Annotated in this window: 12 protein-coding genes and 1 tRNA gene; 6 read left to right on the top strand and 7 right to left on the bottom strand. The window is 69.3% G+C overall.

The features are described from left to right. The first annotated feature begins 42 nt into the window (after positions 1 to 42). Both orn and HGB44_RS19535 read left to right on the top strand, forming a co-directional pair. Positions 43 to 693, top strand: coding sequence for an oligoribonuclease (gene orn / locus HGB44_RS19530; protein WP_082768255.1), 651 nt, complete (start codon positions 43 to 45; stop codon positions 691 to 693). Positions 694 to 760: 67 nt separating this feature from the next. Continuing rightward, positions 761 to 836 (top strand) — tRNA-His (locus tag HGB44_RS19535). Between the two features lie 715 nt (positions 837 to 1551). Here HGB44_RS19535 and HGB44_RS19540 read toward each other — a convergent pair. Beyond that, positions 1552 to 2571 (bottom strand): YciI family protein, encoded by a 1020-nt coding sequence (locus tag HGB44_RS19540; RefSeq protein ID WP_082768519.1) that lies wholly within the window; start codon positions 2569 to 2571, stop codon positions 1552 to 1554. A gap of 287 nt (positions 2572 to 2858) precedes the next feature. Between HGB44_RS19540 and HGB44_RS19545 the strand changes: the two genes are divergently transcribed. Genes HGB44_RS19545 through HGB44_RS19555 form a run of 3 tightly spaced genes read left to right on the top strand, consistent with a single transcriptional unit; the run spans position 2859 to position 6801 of the window. Next, the gene (locus tag HGB44_RS19545) at positions 2859 to 3590 is read left to right on the top strand and encodes an NUDIX hydrolase (protein WP_061082331.1); all 732 of its coding nucleotides are present in this window, start codon (positions 2859 to 2861) and stop codon (positions 3588 to 3590) included. Next, complete coding sequence (locus HGB44_RS19550; protein WP_061082330.1) at positions 3587 to 4735, top strand: 5'-methylthioadenosine/S-adenosylhomocysteine nucleosidase family protein; 1149 nt, start codon at positions 3587 to 3589, stop codon at positions 4733 to 4735. Before HGB44_RS19545 ends, HGB44_RS19550 begins: the two co-directional genes overlap by 4 nt. Continuing rightward, entirely contained in the window at positions 4732 to 6801 is a 2070-nt protein-coding gene (locus HGB44_RS19555) for a hypothetical protein (RefSeq protein WP_231972559.1), read from the top strand. Before HGB44_RS19550 ends, HGB44_RS19555 begins: the two co-directional genes overlap by 4 nt. 726 nt (positions 6802 to 7527) lie before the next feature. Here the strand turns inward: HGB44_RS19555 and HGB44_RS32850 are convergent. Continuing rightward, positions 7528 to 8901 (bottom strand): DNRLRE domain-containing protein, encoded by a 1374-nt coding sequence (locus HGB44_RS32850; RefSeq protein ID WP_369689885.1) that lies wholly within the window; start codon positions 8899 to 8901, stop codon positions 7528 to 7530. A gap of 558 nt (positions 8902 to 9459) precedes the next feature. On the opposite strand from HGB44_RS32850, the gene HGB44_RS19565 reads away from it, so the two are divergent. Beyond that, positions 9460 to 10149: a GntR family transcriptional regulator gene (locus HGB44_RS19565; RefSeq protein ID WP_231972558.1), complete on the top strand. Its 690-nt coding sequence runs from the start codon at positions 9460 to 9462 to the stop codon at positions 10147 to 10149. A 3-nt stretch (positions 10150 to 10152) separates the two neighbouring features. On the opposite strand, the gene HGB44_RS19570 is transcribed toward HGB44_RS19565, so the two are convergent. The 5 genes from HGB44_RS19570 to HGB44_RS19590 form a co-directional block, all read right to left on the bottom strand. Then, the gene (locus HGB44_RS19570) at positions 10153 to 11031 is read right to left on the bottom strand and encodes a carbohydrate ABC transporter permease (RefSeq protein WP_061082347.1); all 879 of its coding nucleotides are present in this window, start codon (positions 11029 to 11031) and stop codon (positions 10153 to 10155) included. Between the two features lie 5 nt (positions 11032 to 11036). Beyond that, positions 11037 to 11957, bottom strand: a complete 921-nt coding sequence (locus HGB44_RS19575) for a carbohydrate ABC transporter permease (protein WP_061082327.1) — start codon at positions 11955 to 11957, stop codon at positions 11037 to 11039. 3 nt (positions 11958 to 11960) lie between these two features. Continuing rightward, on the bottom strand, positions 11961 to 13244 hold the full coding sequence (locus HGB44_RS19580) for an ABC transporter substrate-binding protein (RefSeq protein ID WP_061082326.1): 1284 nt from the start codon (positions 13242 to 13244) through the stop codon (positions 11961 to 11963). 112 nt (positions 13245 to 13356) lie between these two features. Beyond that, positions 13357 to 15372, bottom strand: coding sequence for an alpha-amylase family protein (locus tag HGB44_RS19585; RefSeq protein ID WP_061082325.1), 2016 nt, complete (start codon positions 15370 to 15372; stop codon positions 13357 to 13359). After that, positions 15369 to 17486 carry a family 10 glycosylhydrolase gene (locus HGB44_RS19590; protein ID WP_061082324.1) on the bottom strand — a complete coding sequence of 706 codons (2118 nt, stop codon included), beginning with the start codon at positions 17484 to 17486 and terminating at the stop codon, positions 15369 to 15371. Before HGB44_RS19590 ends, HGB44_RS19585 begins: the two co-directional genes overlap by 4 nt. Between the last annotated feature and the right edge of the window lie 492 nt (positions 17487 to 17978).

Here is a 17978-nt window from a genome sequence, read left to right on the forward strand (position 1 = left end):
CGTCATCCCCCGGGACTCCCCGCAACCCCTAAGCTGACCGGTATGAATGACAGTTTGGTGTGGATTGACTGCGAGATGACGGGCCTGGACTTCGAGAGCGACGCGCTGATCGAGGTGGCCTGTCTGATCACCGACGGCGAGCTCAACATCCTCGACGAGGGCGTGGACGTCGTGATCAGACCGCCGCAGGCCGCACTGGACCGCATGGGGGACTTCGTCCGCGACATGCACACCACCTCCGGCCTGCTGGAGGAGCTGGACAAGGGCGTGAGCCTCCAGGAGGCCGAGGACCTCGTCCTGGAGCACATCCGCCAGTACGTGACCGAGCCCCGCAAGGCTCCGCTGTGCGGCAACTCGATCGCCACCGACCGCACCTTCCTGGCCCGTGACATGAAGCGCATCGACGAGTTCCTGCACTACCGGATGGTCGACGTGTCCTCCATCAAGGAGCTGCTGCGCCGCTGGTACCCGCGCGTGTACTACGCGAGCCCGGAGAAGAACGGCGGGCACCGGGCGCTCGCCGACATCACCGACAGCATCCACGAGCTGCGCTACTACCGCGCCGCGGCCTTCGTGCCCGAGCCCGGCCCGAACTCGGCCACCGCCCGCGCCATCGCCGCCGACGTGGTGGCCGGGGGCACCGGCAGGGAAGCGCGTGAGGCGGCTCTCGCGGACGACGCGGCGGAAAACTGATCGAAGCACTCCCCGGAGTCCGCTAAGCTTTCATACGTACGCGGGGCCGAGAGGCCCGGCGCACGTGGTGGGTGTAGCTCAGCCGGTAGAGCACTTGGTTGTGGTCCAAGAAGTCGCGGGTTCAAGTCCCGTCACTCACCCCAGAGGCGAAGGCCCCTGACCAGCGCAAACGCGCGATGGTCAGGGGCTTTCGCGTTGTCGGGATCCCAGCGGTGGCGGGCGCGCGGCGGTGGGGGTTCGTCCGCACCTCCGGCTTCCCCCATCACGCACCGACCCGTCAGACGTTCGAGAACGAGGACCACGGCGACCTCGCCGGGCACGTCCCGGCCGCCAGCACCGCCACCAGGTACCCCTGCCTTTCGGTCTCGGGTTTCGGCTCGGGTGGCATCCGTCTGGCCAGAGGGCCACGCCAAGAAGGGACGCTGCCTCGTCGGGCGGGGTGAGTCAGCGTCCCAGCCCGGCCCCGTCCATGCGGCCCTGGAGCTCGTTCCTGCGCCGGTGCCGCTCGCACGGTTCCCGCGATCTCCGGTCGAAGGCGACCTGCTCTCTCGTGTTCGGTCCGGGCGTGCAGACCGGCGACCAGGGCCACGGCACGGTCGTCCAGGCGGGCTGCACGATTGGCGGGCTCCTCCCAACGCCGCCTCTCCCGCACGACCTGCCGATCCGCTCCCTCTCGCTCTCTCCGAGCGCGCTGCTCCCCGGGACCGTCCACCGCCCGCGCACGGCCCCGGATCCCTCAGCCACCGCCGAGACGCCGTGGCCGCCCTCCCGGAAGGCGCGGAGCATCTGGGTGCGCGCCCGGGCTGTCCTCGCCCAGCGACCGGCCCGGAGCGAGGGAGCCGTAGCGCCGGTAGGCGCTCACCCCAGGGCCGTCCTCTCGTTGGGGCGGTATCCGTGGTCGGCAAGCCATCGACGGGCGCGGCCCAGAGCGCGCTCTTCCTCGAAGATCGTCCAGGCGGTCAGGTCGTCACCGCCCGCCCTGTGGATAGCGTCCTTGAACCGCGCGAACGCACCGCGCCCATCCAACGCCCGCCGCAGGCACTCGCGCAGGTCGGGGGCGTCCACCGTTTCGGCGAAGTCCGCCATGTCCTGGTAGGCGGACCGGCTGTCGGGTTCGACCACGATCCGGCGGTCCTCCGCGGAAGCGTCCACGTCCAGACCGGATTCGAATTCGAGGAGGGCGGTGGACAGGATCTCACCGGTCATCGGGTCGAAGGCGCCGTCCCCCTCGTTGGGGTCAGAGCCCAGAACAGCGACCAGCTCCTCCAGGTCGGCGGATACGGGTGTGAGCTCCGCACCAGCGTCCTTGCCTGCCAGGGCCCGGTCCAGCTCGTCGGCGAGCAGACCGTCTCCCGGCCAATCCCGGTCGCGCAGTTCGGAGGCGCACCCTCGTGCCGGGTTCACCAGGCCGGGGGCGCCCGCTCGCAGCGCCGCGAGCACCGCGGTGCCCGCGCGGTGCGACACCGCCCTGACGTTCTCCTCGGAGAGGACGGTGTCAAGTCCGGCAGCATCCGGGCGGAGCCCTCGGTACTCCCGGAGCGTCCACTGTGGGGGCGAGGTGGACAGCGTGGTCGGGGAAGCGGGCGGAGAGCTCAGCAGCACGTTCAGGTCCGGGTGGACGATCCCCGCGTCGGCCGAGACGATCTCGTAGGCGGCGACCCCGTTTCGGACGAACGGGTCCTCCGCCACCGCGGCCTCGACCTCACCGCGCGCTCCGCGTGCCAGGACAATCCCTCCGAGATCGGCGGGCACGGTACGCCCGGAGAAGAGGAACACCCCATGGGAATGGTGCTTCTCCAGGTAGGCGATGTGATCGGGGATGTGGGGCGCGACCTCGTCCGCAGGGGCGACGTAGCGCAGGATCAGGACATGGAGCATGCGGAAATTATCTCCCACCTGCTTTTCCGGAAGGCCCGAACACGTGACGCGCACCTCGTACACATCCATGGGCTGCGTCCAACCACGGGCTTCCGGCGCTCCTCCGGACAAGCCTCTGATCTGCACTGCCTCTCTACCGAATCCCACCACCCCCAAAAAGTACTTACAGACCATCAGAAACACCAACAACACAGGCTTCTCGACACACACCAACAAATCAAATTTCCACGAGCACCAATTTCTGAAAAACGCTTCCTGTCGATCTGACAGGAAGCTAGGCTCAGCGCATGCCGAACGAAACCTGGCAACCACCCTCCGTGCTGTTGACCGTTGACCTGGTCATCCTGACCCTGCGGTCCTCAGCCCTCCACGTCCTCCTCATCGAGAGGGGCATCGACCCCTACAAAGGCGAACTGGCCCTGCCCGGCGGGTTCATCGCCGATTCCGGTGAGGACGTCTTCGACGCGGCCTGTCGGGAACTGCGCGAAGAGGCCAACCTCGACGCGACCGCACTACACCTGGAGCAGCTGGGCGCCTACGGCACCCCCGACCGGGACCCGCGGGGGCGCATCGTCTCCGTCGCCTACCTCGCCATCGCGCCCGGCCTGCCCGAGCCCGAGGCCGGTACCGACGCCTCGGCGGCCTCCTGGCGTCCCGTCGAGGAGTTCTCCTCAGGCCGCGGACGGCTCGCCTTCGACCACCGGCAGATCCTCGACGACGGGCTGGAACGCGCCCGCGCGAAGATCGAGCACACCTCGCTGGCCACAGCCTTCTGCGACGAGACCTTCACCATCGCCGAACTGCAACGGGTCTACGAGGCGGTGTGGGGGTTCGGGCTCGACCCGCGCAACTTCTACCGCAAGGTCCAGGCGGTGACGGGCTTCCTCACCCCGGTCGTCTCGGACCGGCGCGTGACCAAGGGACGCCCCGCGCGCCTCTTCCGAGCAGGACCCCAACAGGTACTGCGCCCTCCGATGATGCGGCCCCTGTCCCCGAGCCGGAACGAGAACGAGGAATGAGCGACGACCTCGTGGTGGTGCTGACCGCCCTGAACCTGGAGTACAAGGCCGTGCGGGAGCGGCTCCACTCCCCCGAACCGCACCTGCACGCCCGGGGTACCCGGTTCGAGATCGGAACCCTGCCCGGCGGCCGTGGACGCGTCGTCCTCGGACTCACCGGCAAGGGCAACCAGTCGTCGGCGGTGCTGGTCGAGCGGGCGGTCCAGGAGTTCTCACCGGCCGCGGTGCTCTTCGTGGGCGTGGCCGGAGCCCTGTGGGACACACCTCCGCTGGGTGACGTGGTCGTGGCGACGCACGTGTACGCCTACCACGGCGGGACCAGCGAGGACGACGGCCTCAAGGCCCGGCCCCGCGCGTGGGAGTCACCGCACGGCATCGCCCAGACGGCCGCGCACCTGGCCAGGCTCGGCACATGGTCCCGGCAGGCACCGCCGGAGAGGCCGCGCCCCCAGGCGCACCTGGGCCCCATCGCCGCCGGAGAGATCGTGCAGAACTCGCGCATCTCCCGCGAGGCCGAGTGGATCAGGCAGACCTACAACGACGCGTTGGCCATCGAGATGGAGGGCGCCGGAGTCGCCCAGGCCGGACACCTGAGCGGCGCACCGGTGGCGATCGTGCGCGGCATCAGTGACCGTGCCGACGGCACGAAGGCCAGCGAGGCGGACCGCGAATGGCAACCGGTCGCCGCCGCGAACGCCGCGGCCTTCGCCCTGGACCTCGCGGAAGAACTCATCGGGCAGGAGGATTCCCCCACCATGCGCAAGAACGGCGACTCCGGCGACGGAGGCAACGTCACCAACACCGCCTACGGGAGTGTCGGCGTCCAAGCGGGCCACGTGCGCGACAGCACGTTCCACGTGTCCTTCGCTTCGGCCGGGACCGGAGGGTCCGGTGTCGCGGACGAGCTCGCCGTCCTCCGGGAGAAACTGGCTCGGGAGCGCTCGGCGGGACGCATCGACGAGGACACCCACGAGGCGGCGTCGGCCGAGATCGACATCGCCGACAAGGGGATCGAGGAGGGAACACCCGAGAGCAGGAAGACCTCGGTCCTGGCCCTGAAGCGCCTGCGGGGGCTGCTCGGCGACCTGGCGTCGCTGGCCGCGCACGTCGCGACGCTGATCACCGCGGTGAAGGGGCTCTCGTGAGCGGACCCGATACCGCCAACACGGCTGAGTCCGGCTCCTATGTCGGCGTCCAGGCGGGCCATGTGCACGACTCCGTCATTTACGTAGTGGGCCCCGACGACCCGCCTGAGCGTGATTACGAAGTCGGGCGCCGTTACCTCGCGGACGGGGTCCCGGTCAAAGCGAGGGAGCACCTGGAGCGAGCCTACGCGCGCGGATTCGACGGCCCGGAGATCCATTTCCATCGGGCTCTGGCCATCCTCAGCAAGCGCTCCTACCGGGATCTCACCAAGGAGGACCGCACGGTCCTGGGAGAGCTGTCAACACGGCGGACACCGGTAGGACGTAACGAGTGGTGGCGGGGCCTGGACATCGTCTTGGAGCTCCTGTCCTGTGTGGACGGCTCCGGTGGAGACCCTGCGGACACGATGATCCGCCTGGACGCTCTGCCCAGCGCACAGCGCGACCTGATTCTGCGCCATCTCGGTCTGGTACTCACCGGAAGTATGAAGCAGGGTGTGTGGCACCGGATCCGGGAGGGCGCCAGACTGGAGCAACGCGCCCACGAACGGGTCGACCGGGCTTGGGTCTACTTCGAACCCGTACCCGCCGGGGCCAGGGCCAGGAGGCCCAAGCCGAAGTCCACCACCCTCCGGGATATCTTCGGAGGTCTGATCCTGGCGAGCACGTTCCTGTTCCCTGTCACGGTCGTGATGAAGTCCGCCTTGGCTCAGGGGAACCTGCCGTCGCTGGTCTCCTGCTTGGCGATGCTCGTCTTCGGGGCCGCCGCAGGTTGGCACGTCGCCTTCTGGAATCACAAGAACCGGCGCAGGCTCGCCAAGGAACAGGAGTACGGTTACCGACGCTCGCGCACGCGTCCGCCCGAGCGCGGTTTCGCTGATCATGTGGAGCGTGCGTTCGACCACTACTTCGCCAAGTACGCCCCCGAACCGGAGAACAGGGACGAGTGGCTGAGCCAGACCATCGGCGTACGCCGGTCTCTGCGTGATGAGATCGCCCGTGTCTACCGGGAGAGTAGCGTTCGCAACGGAGCGGTGAACTGGCTGATCCGGTTCATGGTGCGTGATGTCCGGCGGCGCTGGACCAAGGGCCTGCCGCTGGAACCTGACGAAATCCACACAGTGGGAACGGCGGCCAAAGCACGATGCGTGATCCTGTGTCTGCTCTCGGCGGCGGCGACCATGACGGCCCTCAGCATCGCGTTCCAGGAGTCACCGGTCTCAACCGTGGGCTGTGTCCTCCTCGCCGTGATCGCCGGCAGGTTCGCGATTCCCCTGTGGTTGAGGATTCACAGTGAACACCGTCGTTACAGGGAGGAGAACTGGGAACGGGAGATTGTCCTCGCCGCGCGGGAAGCCGAGTACGAGCGGTGGAAGGGCAAGCTCAAAGCGCTGATGCCCACGGAAACGGAGATGGAAGCCTGGTTGAACGCGGATAAGACCCTGATCCTCAACGAGGCCCTGAAACACCACCGTCTGGTCTGGTCTGAGGTCACCACCCACGCTTTCCTCCCGACACCGGACCGTCCCTGCAAGTCGGCCAGCGTGCAGGGAGGCCCTTGGCGTCACTCAAAGTACGAGATCAGGGTCTTCTTGGTCACCAACGAAGGAGTGCGGGAGGCCACGGCCAAACTCGACTTCGAGCGGGCATGGTGGCACCGCAGCGAACGGGACAACTACCGTTTCGACGCGCTTTCCTCCGTCCAGGTGCAGATCAAGAGTGCACGCCGCTACACCCTGAACATCACGCTGACCAACGGACCGGCCAAGAGCATCCCGGTGTCCGACACCCCCGTTCACGACCAAGGGGACGAGGAACCGCAGACCGAGGCATCGGATATCAACCTCGACGCCGCCGGGTTCTCCCACACGCTCCGCATCCTCGAAGGCATGGCCGCCGAGGGGAAACCGTGGTTCGAACGCGCGACGGATCCTCCACCCGCTTTCGCGTCCGAGCACCCCGAAACCGATGCCCCTTCGGACGCGGGTGCCACCTCACCGGCACGGAACGGCAAGACCCGGCGCGATCGGTCAACGCAACCGCTCCCAGCAGCCCCCGTACCGTGAGCCTCCGGTGCGCCCGCGCGGGTGCGCCACGGCGACGAAAGGCGTGCACCCGGAGGTTGCACATCTCCCAGCGGAATCCGGGACCACGCGGCACAACCGGGTGAAGGCATTCCCCCACCATCCGCGGCTTCTTGCGTTCTCGCGGTTCGGAACACTTACCGGCCACAGGTCAATTCCCGTCACCCACTCCAAGACGAAAGCCCCTGACCAGAGTGAATACGCAGCGGTCAGGGGCTTTTGGGTTGTCGGTGCGGCGGCGGGCCCGCCGTTTCGGCGTGATCCTGTGCTCATAGCACGGCTCGACCGTCCAGCCTCCTCGCCTCACCCTCTGCTCCGGACCCCGCCGGTGAAACAGGGCACCGCGTTGGGGATCTCCATGGCGTCCTCGGTCCAGCCGGGCGCTCCGATTCCCCCACCGTGTCGACGGGCCCGCGCACCGCCCGTGCCTTCGGGGCCGGAGTGAGCGCGGGAGAAGGAACCCTCCGTCAGCTGTCAGTCCGTGCGGGCCGCACTCGGCTAGCGCCGTCGCCCGCTGACGGTGGAGCGCACGGCCCCCTACGCACGAACGCCGACGGCGGCCCGGAACACCATCCTGTGCGGTGCCCATGCGCACAGGAGGTTCCGGGCCGCGGCGGCTTTCCGGGGCAGAGCCCCCTGCCGGGCTCCACCACGGGCGCGTGCGGTATCGGGGACTGACACCTCTCTCACCGGCGCGAAGCCGTGCCGTCACCGCAGGCGGCCACCGTGCCCTGTGGCCGGTGCGGCGGTGGTACGGCTCCGTGGCCGCTTCCGAGCTCCGCCCACCTCACGGTGCTCCGGGAACGGCCTGCCCGACCCCCTCGGGCTGCCGCCGGTGCGCTGCCGGTGCCCAGCCGGATGTCGCACCGGGAGAGGCGGGTGCCGTGGTCCGTCAACCTGTTCCTCGCGGTCGGTGAACCGGGAAACGGTCCCCGACCGGGTCGTGCTCGGCGGCCCCCGGACCCGGGGAGGCGCGTCCCCGTCCCGTTTCCGCTGGCCGTCCGGAGCGGTGGGACGGTCTGTCCGCTCCCCCTGCCGGGAACGGATCCGTCCACCCCCGTTCGGGAGCCGGCCAGCGGAGACGGGGCCCGGGACGCGGGCGTCATCTTCCCTGGTCCCGGGATCGGTGACACCGGAAGGAGCAAACCCCTCCACGGATCGGTGCGGCGCGGGATCCGCCGCGTCCCGGCCATGGACGGCGGTGTCTTCCCCGGAGTCGCCCCGCAGGCCATTCGGGGAGGAGGCCGTGTCCGGGGCCCGCTGTGTGCCGTGGTCGACCACCAGCACCGGCGGATCGCCCTCAACGTCGAAGCGGCGCCAGGCCGTGGTCCCGGACTCGTCGCGTTCGCCGAGCCGGAGGTGAAGGTGGGGTTCTCCGTTGTCCACGGCCCACTGGTAGGCCCCGGTCACGTCGAACTCCACGCCGCCGGTCACGGGGCAGGCTGGCCGCCCTCCCCTGACCCTCCGGGTGTCGAGAAGCGCGCGGGCCCGCGGCTGGTCGTTCCAGGTGGTCCCGTCGTCGAAGGGATCGACCCGGTGCAGCTGCACGAAGGAGTCGCTGCCGCAGTCGTAGGACCACACCACCTCGGTGCGCAGCACAGCGGAGTCCACGGCGGTGCCGGGGCCCGGCGCGACCGGGAACCGGAGCAGGGCCCTGCGGGTGTAGACGCGGTCCCATTCGAGGCGCCCGGTACCCACGCTGGCGTTCTCGGTGCCGCCGTGGGACCGGTCGGGAGAGGCGCGGTCCACATAGGTCCACGCGGAGCTCTCGACCTCGGTGCGACCGCCGTCAGAGCGCCCGGGGGCGGGAGAACCAACGGCGGGAGAGCCGTCGGTGGGAGAGCCAACGGCGGCGGAGTGGTCGTCGGATCCGATCGTGTCGCCGGGTTTCCCCGCGTCCGCGGCGGCCCCGCGCGGTTCACCGCTCCGCTCCCCCGAGACGCCGTGCTCTCCGGGGACGGACGTGCCATCGGTGGCGGCGGGGGCCTTCTCGTCGGCTGTGGCGGGAGCGACCGTCCCCAGCGCAAGGACCAGGGCATAAGCCGCCCAAGCCGCCGTCGCACGGGTCAGGGAACGACGCATTACGGTTGGTGCCTACACATTCCAGCTACGACCGAAAAAGAATTCAGAAGAAACGTTCACAACCCGCTTCAACCACAAGGAATTTACCAAGATTCCACAGGGTCCCACAAACCCGAGAAGTATAAACGCAGACCAAAACTACGATTACTACCAGCAGAAACACGGGCACCGCCGTAACCCACCCGAAGACGCCCGGACCCACCGGGGGTCTTTATATGACAACCAGAAAAATCCAATTCACGCCAGACCGGAAACCAGCCGTTACTCAGGACCGGCATACGCCGGCAACAGCCCCTCACCGCGGGCCGGGGGGAGGGGCCGGGCCAATTGCGCCCGCGCGTACGGGACAGCCGGTGGACACCTCCGTGCGGCACGGGCGCTCCCCGTCCGCCCACACTCCTTCGTGGTACGCGGGACCCCGTCGGGGACCGCCTCCCGACCGCGGCACTGTGCTGGTGGTCACAGACCGGACGCACTCCCACACCCTCATCAGGACTTACCAGTGCACTGGTCAGACAGATGTATGTGTCAGTGACTCGGCTGTGGCACCATGAAGACGTGAACCGACAGGCCAACTTCACCCTCGCCCCCTCGTCCCTGACCGACGCGCTCTACCAGTCGCTGCGCGCTCGCATCGTCAACGGGGAGATCGCGGCTGGCGAGAAGCTCACCGAGCACCGGATCGCCAGCGAGTACGACGTCGCGCGCCCCACCGCCAAGGCGTGTCTGGAGCGGCTCACCGCCCTCGGCCTCCTGCGCCGATCGGCCCACAAGACGGCTGTCGTCCCCGACTTCCACGCCGACGAGATCCGCGACCTCTTCTTCAGCAGGGGCACGGTGGAGAGCGCGGCGGTCACCGTCCTGGCGGCCGAGGGCCTGGTGCCCAGGGAGGCCACGGAGGCGCAGGCGCTCATCGAGGCCGCGGCCAGGGACGGCGACTTCGAGCGGCAGGTGGAGGCCGACATCGCCTTCCACACCGCGCTGGTCTCCGGTGTCGGCAGCGAGCGGCTGAGCAGGATGCACGAGCTGATCATGGGCGAGGTGCACCTGACCATGGGCCGTTTCCAGGCGCACCGGTCCACGCAGGGCAGCACCGTGGCCCACGAGCACGCGACGATCCTCGAAGGCATCAGGGCGCAGGACCCCGAGACGGCGCGCCTGCGTCTGTCCGAGCACCTGGACCACGCGCGCGGCCGCCTCCTGTCCCTGCTGGAGGCCGGGACGCAGGAGACGGCCGGAGCCGAGTAGGGCTCATTTGAGGCCGCTGGTGACCATCCCGCGGATCAGGTAGCGCTGCGCGAAGACGAAGAACAGGATGACCGGCAGCAGGGATACCAGGGACATCGCGAACAGCATCCCGATTCCCTGTTGGCTCTCCGAGCTGACCATGGCGCTCAGCGCGACCGGCACGGTGTACATGTCCGTCGACGTCAGGTAGATGAGCGGCGTGAAGAAGTCGTTCCACGTCCAGATGAACGTGAAGATGGTCGTGGTCACCAGGGCGGGACGCATCAGCGGCAGGATCACGTGCCAGAAGATCCGGAAGTGCCCGGCCCCGTCGATCTCGGCGGCACGGTCGAGGTCGCGCGGGATGCCCCTGATGAACTGCACCATGAGGAAGACGAAGAACGCGTCGGTCGCCAGCAGCTTGGGGATCAGCAGCGGCAGGTAGGTGTCCACCCATCCCAGCTGGGCGAAGAAGATGTACTGCGGGATGATGAGCACGTGCATCGGCAGCATGACGGTGACGAGGGTGATCCCGAAGAAGAGGCGCCGGGCCCTGAACTCCAGCCGGGCCAGCGCGTAGGCGGCCAGTGAGCAGGAGAACAGGTTGCCCAGGATCGAGCCCACGGTCACCACGAGGGAGTTGAGGAAGAACACCGAGAAGGGCTGGTTGAGGGCGTGCCAGCCCTCACGGAAGTTCTCGAAGGTGACCTCGGTGGGCACCAGTCCCGGCTCGGTCAGGATGAGGTGCGCCGGTTTGAAGGCGCTGACGACCATCCAGACCAGCGGGTAGACCATCACGACCAGGAACAGCAGCAGTCCGCCGTGTTTGAGGATCGCGGTCCGCGGTCGGCGGCGGCGCTGCCGCGGACGGCCGGCGCCCGCGACCGGTGGAGCGTCGGTCATGGTCATCAGTCGTCTCCGTAGAACACCCAGTACTTGGACAGGAAGAAGTGGACCGCCGTCACGGCGCCGATCACCAGCAGCAGCACCCAGGCCAGTGCGGAGGCGTAGCCCATGTCGAACGCCCTGAAGCCCTGCTGGTACACGTAGAGCGTGTAGAAGAGGGTGGAGTCGACCGGCCCTCCGGTACCGCCGCTGATGACGTGGGCCTGCGTGAAGGTCTGGAAGGCGCCGATGGTCTGGAGGATGAGGTTGAAGAAGATGATCGGCGTCAGTATGGGGACGGTGATGTGCCGGAACTGCCGGAGGCGTGAGGCGCCGTCGACGCGCGCCGCCTCGTAGTACTCCTCGGGGATCTGCCGGAGGCCGGCCAGGAAGATCACCATCGGTGACCCGAAGGTCCACACGTTCAGCACGATCAGGGTCGACAGGGCCGTGGACGGGTTCTGGAGCCAGCTCTGCCCCTCGATGCCCATCAGGGCGAGGGCGTCGTTGACCAGGCCCTCGTGGCCGAACACCTCGCGCCACAGGATGGCGACCGCGACGCTCGCCCCCAGGAGCGAGGGCAGGTAGAAGGCGCCGCGGTAGAACGGGAGTCCGCGCAGTCCCCGGTCGAGGATGACGGCCAGCAGGAGGGCGAACATCAGCTGGAGCGGCACCGAGACGACCACGTACCGGGCGGTGACCGAGGAGGCCGCCCAGAAGCGTTCGTCGCCGAGCATGCGCGCGAAGTTGTCCAGACCGGTGAAGGTCGGCGAGCTGAGGATGTTGTAGTCGGTGAAGGCCAGGTAGAGCGAGGCTCCCAGCGGTATGGCCGTCACCAGGCCCAGGCCCAACAGCCAGGGGGACAGGAACACGTAGGCGGCACGGCCCTGGCGCTGCCGCGGGGACGGCGCGCCGAAGCGGCGGGGGCTCACTGAGGGGGGCACGTCCTACGCCCCCCGGTCGATGCCGGCCTGGATCTCGGCGATGAGCTCCTCGGTCACCTGCGAGACCCCGGCGTTGCCCAGGGCGACGTTCTCCGAGGCCCGCGACATGGCCTCCCTCCAGGTGCCCGTCCCGGGCGGAGCCTCGTACCGGGGGCGCTGCTGCTCGGCGCGGTCCGCCTCCACCACGGCCAGCATCTCCTTCTCGTCCTCGGAGGCGAAGTCGTAGGCCTCCGCGAGGAGGCGGGGGTTGGGCGGCGCGCCCATGGTGAGGCCGACGGTGCGCAGGAAGTCGGCGTTGTTGACGTTGAAGTCGATGAGCTTTCCCGCCGCCTCGACGTTGTCGTCGTCGATGCCCTGGTAGACGGCCAGCCGCGGGTAGTAGAGGAAGCGGTGTCCGTCGGCCGCGTCCGCGCCGACCGGCACGGACCGCAGGCGGTACTTCCATTCGGGGAACATGGCGGCTTCGTCGATGATGTGGTTGGAGCTGCCGAAGTTGAGCAGGACCCGGTCGCCGACCGCGGAGAAGTCGGGCTGCATGCCCTCCTGCTCGCCCAGGCTCAGGACCGCCCCCTCGTCGAGGAGAACGCGCCACCACTCGAACCAGTCGCCGAGGGCCTCCGCGTCGAACCCGACGGTCCCCTCCTCGGTCCACAGGTCCTGGCCGCGCTGGCGCAGCCACGCCTCGAAGGCCATGTCCTGGTCGGGCGTGTAGGTCGCGCCCCGGCGCCCCTGCGCGTTGTTCGCGCTGTAGTCGATGAGGAACTCCGAGAGGTCCTCCCAGGTCCAGTCCTCTCCGGGCATCCGCGCGCCCTCCTCGTCGAGGAAGGTCTCGTTGTGGCGGACCACGGGGACGAAGACGCCGTGCGGCATGCTCAGGAGTTCGCCGTTGAGGGAGAAGGACTCGATGTCCTCGTCGCTGTAGTCGGAGAGGTCGAGGGTGGGGATGTCGTCGAGCCTGCGGTACAGCCCGTTGGCCTCGTAGGTCATGACCTGGGGGGAGGCGATCCAGAAGACGTCGGCGACGTTGCGGGCCGCCATCTGCGTGGTCATGCGCTCCTGGAAGGCGGTGTACTCGGCGAACTCCGGCTCGACCGTGATGTCGGGGTTGGCCTCCTGGAACGCCTCCAGGGCCTGGTTGTAGCTCTGCTGGCGGACGGTGTTGCCCCACCAGGCGTACCGGAGGACGGTCCCCGAGCCGCTGCCGCCACAGCCCGACAGGAGCCCGGAGACCCCCATGGCGCCCATGCCGGTCAACGCGAGAAATGCGCGCCGATCGAAATCTCTCATCACGTTCCCTTCGCTGCGGGGGAGGTCACCCCAGTGAGTGTGCAGCTTCACAGGTCATGTTTCCGGCGTGGTTCTGGTAAGTCAATGATTCATGAATACTTGTTTTACAAAGTTACCGGGTGGTGACGGGACACTCGGTGACCAGGACCTCGAAGAGGTCGACGCGGGGCAGCGCGACGTCCTCCCCGACCGCCAGGGACGTGTCGGCGCGCAGGGCGTGTGAGGGCTGGTGCGACCACCACGGCACCCGCAGGCGGCGCCCCTCGACCGGCAGCGGTGCGCGGAACCCCTGGGGCACGGCGCCGGAGTGGTTGACCAGGTGGACCACTCCCCCGGCCTCCGAGACGCCCAGGACCACCTCGACCTGCTCGGGGAGGTCGGTGTCGACCCGGACCGGGCCGCTCGCGGTGCGCAGCGCGGCCTCGACGAACACGTCCCGGTGCCCGCTCAGGCCCAGCTGGTGGTACGCCCTGCCCGGTGTCCAGGGCAGCACGGCCACCCGGCCGAGCCCGTGGGCGCGCCACAGTGCGCCGGGGTGGTCGAGGAGAAGGTGGCCGTGGCACTTCTCGGGTGGGCCGTAGGGAGCCCGGGACAGCACCGGGAGGTCGGTGTCGGCGTCCGCGACGGGCTCGACCACGTGGAAGGCGCCCACGACGGGGAGGTCGCCCCCGCGTCGCGCGTCGTCCCGGCCGGGGCGGCGCAGGTGCAGCGAGCGCACGGACTCGACTGTGTCCCGGACCGCCGTCCTGCGCAGTACCGGCGAGCCCTGGATCAGGGAGGCGTCGCCGTCGAACCCGCTCGTCCCGGTGGCGAGCACGCCTCCGCCCTCCTCGGCGTAGCGGCCCAGGGAGTCGACCGCCTCCCGGTCCAACGGTCCCAGGTCGGGCAGGACGACCAGCCCGTAGTCCCCCAACCGGCCCTGGCGGTCGACGTCGGGGACACGAGGCTCGGGCAGGACGTCGAAGGGGATGTGCCGTTCGAGGAGCGCCGAGTACAGTCCCCGGAACTCGTGGACGGCCTCCTCGAACCGGGCGGGGGCGAGCTTGAGCGGGTCCGGCCGGACGAGGAGGACACGGGCCGCGGACACCAGGTCCTGGTAGAACCCGCCGTGGTCGCGGTGGAACCGGGTCAGCTCACCGGCCACGTCGAGGCACTCGTAGGTGACGTCGTCCGGGGTCCCCATGATGTACGTGGAGGGGTTGGCGCCCCGTGAGACGGCCTGGACCAGGTACTGGGCGAAGTGGTGGGGCTCCTCGCCCGCCAGGCGGTAGGGCATGTCGACGAAGCCCACGGCGTTGGTGAGCACGGGCACCCCGGGCCGGTACGTCCGGGCCGCGCTGACGTGCTCAGCGGTCCTGTGGTGCCACAGGGTGCGTCCGACGGCGTTGTTGGCCTCGTGGAAGACGATGTCGGCGCGGTCGCCGAGGATGAGCGGCGCCTCGGGCCGACGTGCGCTGACGTGGTCGCGCACGCGGGAGGTCAGGTCGTCGAGCACCGCCTCCGTGAACCGCTTCCACACCTGGTAGGCGGGGGACGCGGGTCCGGTCGGCATCTCGACACCGGGCGCGAAGGCCGCGAACGCCCGCTGGCAGGGCAGGCAGTGGCACGTCCCCCGGTGGACACCGCTGTAGTCGACCTCGTTGAAGGACATCCAGTTGAAGAAGAACCCGTCCACGGGGTAGCGGTCCAGGACCTCGTCGACCACCTCCAGGAGGCGGTGCTGGTAGTAGTCCCCGCTGGGGCACACGCTGGTCAGGCCGTTGTAGACCTGCTGCGTCCCGTCGGCCCCCGTGAAGCACCACTCCGGGTGGCGCTCGGCCCGGCGGTGGTCGACCTTGGAGAAGTCCATGCGGGCCAGGACCCGCACCCCCCTCTCCCGGGCGGCCGCCACCGCGTCGCCCACGAGGTCTCCCGAGGGGCGCCGGTCCAGCGCGGGGTTGCGGGTCTGGAACTCCAGTTCCGTGGGGTAGTTGGACACGATGCCGCCGACGCTGAGGAGCCAGGCACGCGCGCCGAAGTCCTCCAGGTAGTCGAGGACCCGGTCGACGTCGAGGGGTGCGTCGACCTCCCTGAGGTTGGTCTGGAACATCTGGAAGGGCCGGTGCCACCACAGGCTCTGCCCGGTCATGCCCGCTCACCCCGGATCCACGTGAGGCGGACGGCCTCCATCAGGTCCGCCGAGCCCACGGTGACCTCGGCCCGCCCCGCGCGGATGCGTACCGGGACGTCGGAGTCGGCGACCAGGAGGCGGGCGCGGGCGCCCACCGCGCCCTCCGGCAGGGCGACCGAGACCTCCTGTTCGGGGAGCGGGATGATCTCGCGCATGGGCCCCTTGAGTGCCATGGGGTTGGTGAGGTTCACAAGCACCGCGACGACCGACTCCGTGTCCTCCCAGAGCGCGAGGTCGACCAGGCCCCGGCCGCGGACCCGCACCCGTTCCGGTTCCCCGAGGGCCCAGCGGACGGCGTTGGCGACGAGTGCCCCGTGGTCGGGCTGGAGCGCCTCCCAGAACAGGGAACCGAGGTTGAAGGCCACATAGACGGAGCGTCCGCCTCCGGGCAGCTCCCGGGCGACCAGGGCCGGACTCCCGGGTTCCTCGCGCGGGTACACCTCCTCCATCGGCAGGTCGGGGTAGTCCGGTACGAAGCGCAGGGGCACGTCGGTACCCGGACGGGCGGTCACACCGATGAGCTCGGTGCCGCCGATGATCCGCTCCGCCCCCTCGAACCCGCCCGTGGTGGGGTGCTCGCCGGTGAGTGCGACGTAGTTGTTCCTGACCGGACCCCGCACCGGCATGCTCAGGTCCACGCCGAACACGTCGGCGAGCCCGAAGTTGGCCCGCGGGGTTCCGTACTCGTCGTCCAGGGAGGAGCGGTGGGCGGCGACGACGCTCCCGCCCGACTCGGCGAAGGTCCGGATCGCCCGGCACTGGTCCTGGCTCAACCGCTCGGCGTCGGGAAGGACGAGGACCCTGAACCGGCCGAGTTCACTCTCGGTCAGGTTCTGCTCCGCGACGATCTCGAAGGGGACGCGGGCCTCGACCAGGGCGTGGTAGAAGCCGTCCTCGTGCGAGCGTCCCCTCTCCGGTCCGCCCGTCTCCAGGAGCGCCACGTCCGCCGTGATACGGCGACCGGCGAGTTCGGGCTCCAGGCGCTCGTGGAGCGCGAAGGCCTCGGCGACGGGGCGCACCCACCGGCGGTCGGGCACCATGCCGTTGAACTTGGTGAACCACGGGAACGCGCCCTGCGCGAAGCCGTCGACGATCCACATGGTCGTCTCGGCTCCGGGCGAGACCGAGTCCTTCCAGCGGTGCTGGTGGTGCTCGGGACCGATGGAGGTGATGAGCCCGACCGGCCTGTCCCGGAAGACCGCCCGGCTCCGTTTGCCGTTGCGGCCGGCCGACCAGGGCGCCTCCACCCCGGAACGGCCCTGCTTGTCGATGAGGAAGAACGGGAAGTGCCTGGCCAGCATGTCGCGGTCGAGGTCACGCGCGGCGATGCTGCCCAGGTTGGGGATGAAGCGGGCGTGCGGGCGGATGTCGCGTACCGCCTGGTCCCACAGGCTCACCAGGTCGCTCAGCTTGCGCCTGCGCCACACCACGTAGGCGCGCCAGGCGGGGTCGGAGGTATCACCCTCCCGGCGCGGCAGGTCGAACCCCGTCTCGTCGCGGAAGCTGCGCAGCGCCGCCTCGCTGTAGGAGATGCCGTGGCCCTGCCAGCGGTTGGCGAAGACGGCGTCCACGTCGTACCGGGTGACGATCTCCCGGGCGACCTCGGTGATGAATTCCCGGTTGTAGGGACCGAACGGGCAGGTCAGCCAGATGCCGGGGTACCCCCAGTGCTCCACCGGACTGCCGTCGGCGGTACGCGCCAGCCACTCGGGGTTGGCGCGTGCGGCGTCGGCGTGGACGGCGTGGGGGTCCACCCTGGCCATGACGTGCATGCCCAGGCCGCGCGCTCCGTCGACCAGGGCGCCGAAGGGGTCGGTGTCGCCGAGGTGGACGCTCCGGTGGTGGTGCGGGATGTCCGTCGGATAGAAGGCGACGTACCCGCCCGCGCTGATGCAGGCCGCGTTGGACCTGCTCTCGCGCATGACGTCGATCCAGAAGTCGGGGTCGAAGCGCCCGGGGTCGTTCTCGGTCAGCGTGAGCTGTGTCCAGCGCGTCGCGCCCAGATGCCAGTCGGCCCTGCGCGGCGCGCTGGCCGCGGTCTCGGGCCCGCTCTCCGTCACACCCTGTGCCATGTGGCTGGTCCTCTCGTCTGCTCGGCCGCCGCGGCCGCGGCTCGGCTTGCGCGCCCGAGGCGCTCCGCGACGGAGGCAGGACAGTATAGGCACATTGTCAGTCAAGATTTCAAGACTGACAATGTGCCCAGGAGAGGTGTTCGGATGAGGAGGTGTTCCGCGGAGGCTTTCGGACCAGCGAGCGGCCGTCCGGGCGACCTCTCGCAAGACGGTTCGCGCAGATCAGCCTGGTCGGCTTTTCAAGCGGAATCGGCGCGGCGAGAGGCAGCCCGGTGCCCGCGGTGAGACCGGGGCCGCAGGCTCTCCGTTGGGGGTGGTGGAGGGCGACGGGCGGGACCGAGACGATCCGAGGAACACGCCCTAGCTGTATTGACCACTGAGGTTGGTAACACCCACCCCACCTGACACACACAAAGAGGGCCTCCGGTAACGGTGTGGATTGCGACATCTACCACCGGACCGGAAGGCCCTCGATGCCCCACACTACCCACG

The organism is Nocardiopsis alborubida, assembly GCF_012396365.1.
GTDB classification, from domain to species: domain Bacteria; phylum Actinomycetota; class Actinomycetes; order Streptosporangiales; family Streptosporangiaceae; genus Nocardiopsis; species Nocardiopsis alborubida.

Excerpts from the sequence above, each read along its gene's own strand:
- orn (WP_082768255.1), top strand. The coding sequence starts at position 43 with ATGAATGACAGTTTGGTGTGGATTGACTGCGAGATGACGGGCCTGGAC.
- HGB44_RS19540 (WP_082768519.1), bottom strand. The coding sequence starts at position 2,571 with ATGCTCCATGTCCTGATCCTGCGCTACGTCGCCCCTGCGGACGAGGTC.
- HGB44_RS19545 (WP_061082331.1), top strand. The coding sequence starts at position 2,859 with ATGCCGAACGAAACCTGGCAACCACCCTCCGTGCTGTTGACCGTTGAC.
- HGB44_RS19550 (WP_061082330.1), top strand. The coding sequence starts at position 3,587 with ATGAGCGACGACCTCGTGGTGGTGCTGACCGCCCTGAACCTGGAGTAC.
- HGB44_RS32850 (WP_369689885.1), bottom strand. The coding sequence starts at position 8,901 with ATGCGTCGTTCCCTGACCCGTGCGACGGCGGCTTGGGCGGCTTATGCC.
- HGB44_RS19570 (WP_061082347.1), bottom strand. The coding sequence starts at position 11,031 with ATGACCGACGCTCCACCGGTCGCGGGCGCCGGCCGTCCGCGGCAGCGC.
- HGB44_RS19580 (WP_061082326.1), bottom strand. The coding sequence starts at position 13,244 with ATGAGAGATTTCGATCGGCGCGCATTTCTCGCGTTGACCGGCATGGGC.
- HGB44_RS19585 (WP_061082325.1), bottom strand. The coding sequence starts at position 15,372 with ATGACCGGGCAGAGCCTGTGGTGGCACCGGCCCTTCCAGATGTTCCAG.
- HGB44_RS19590 (WP_061082324.1), bottom strand. The coding sequence starts at position 17,486 with ATGGCACAGGGTGTGACGGAGAGCGGGCCCGAGACCGCGGCCAGCGCG.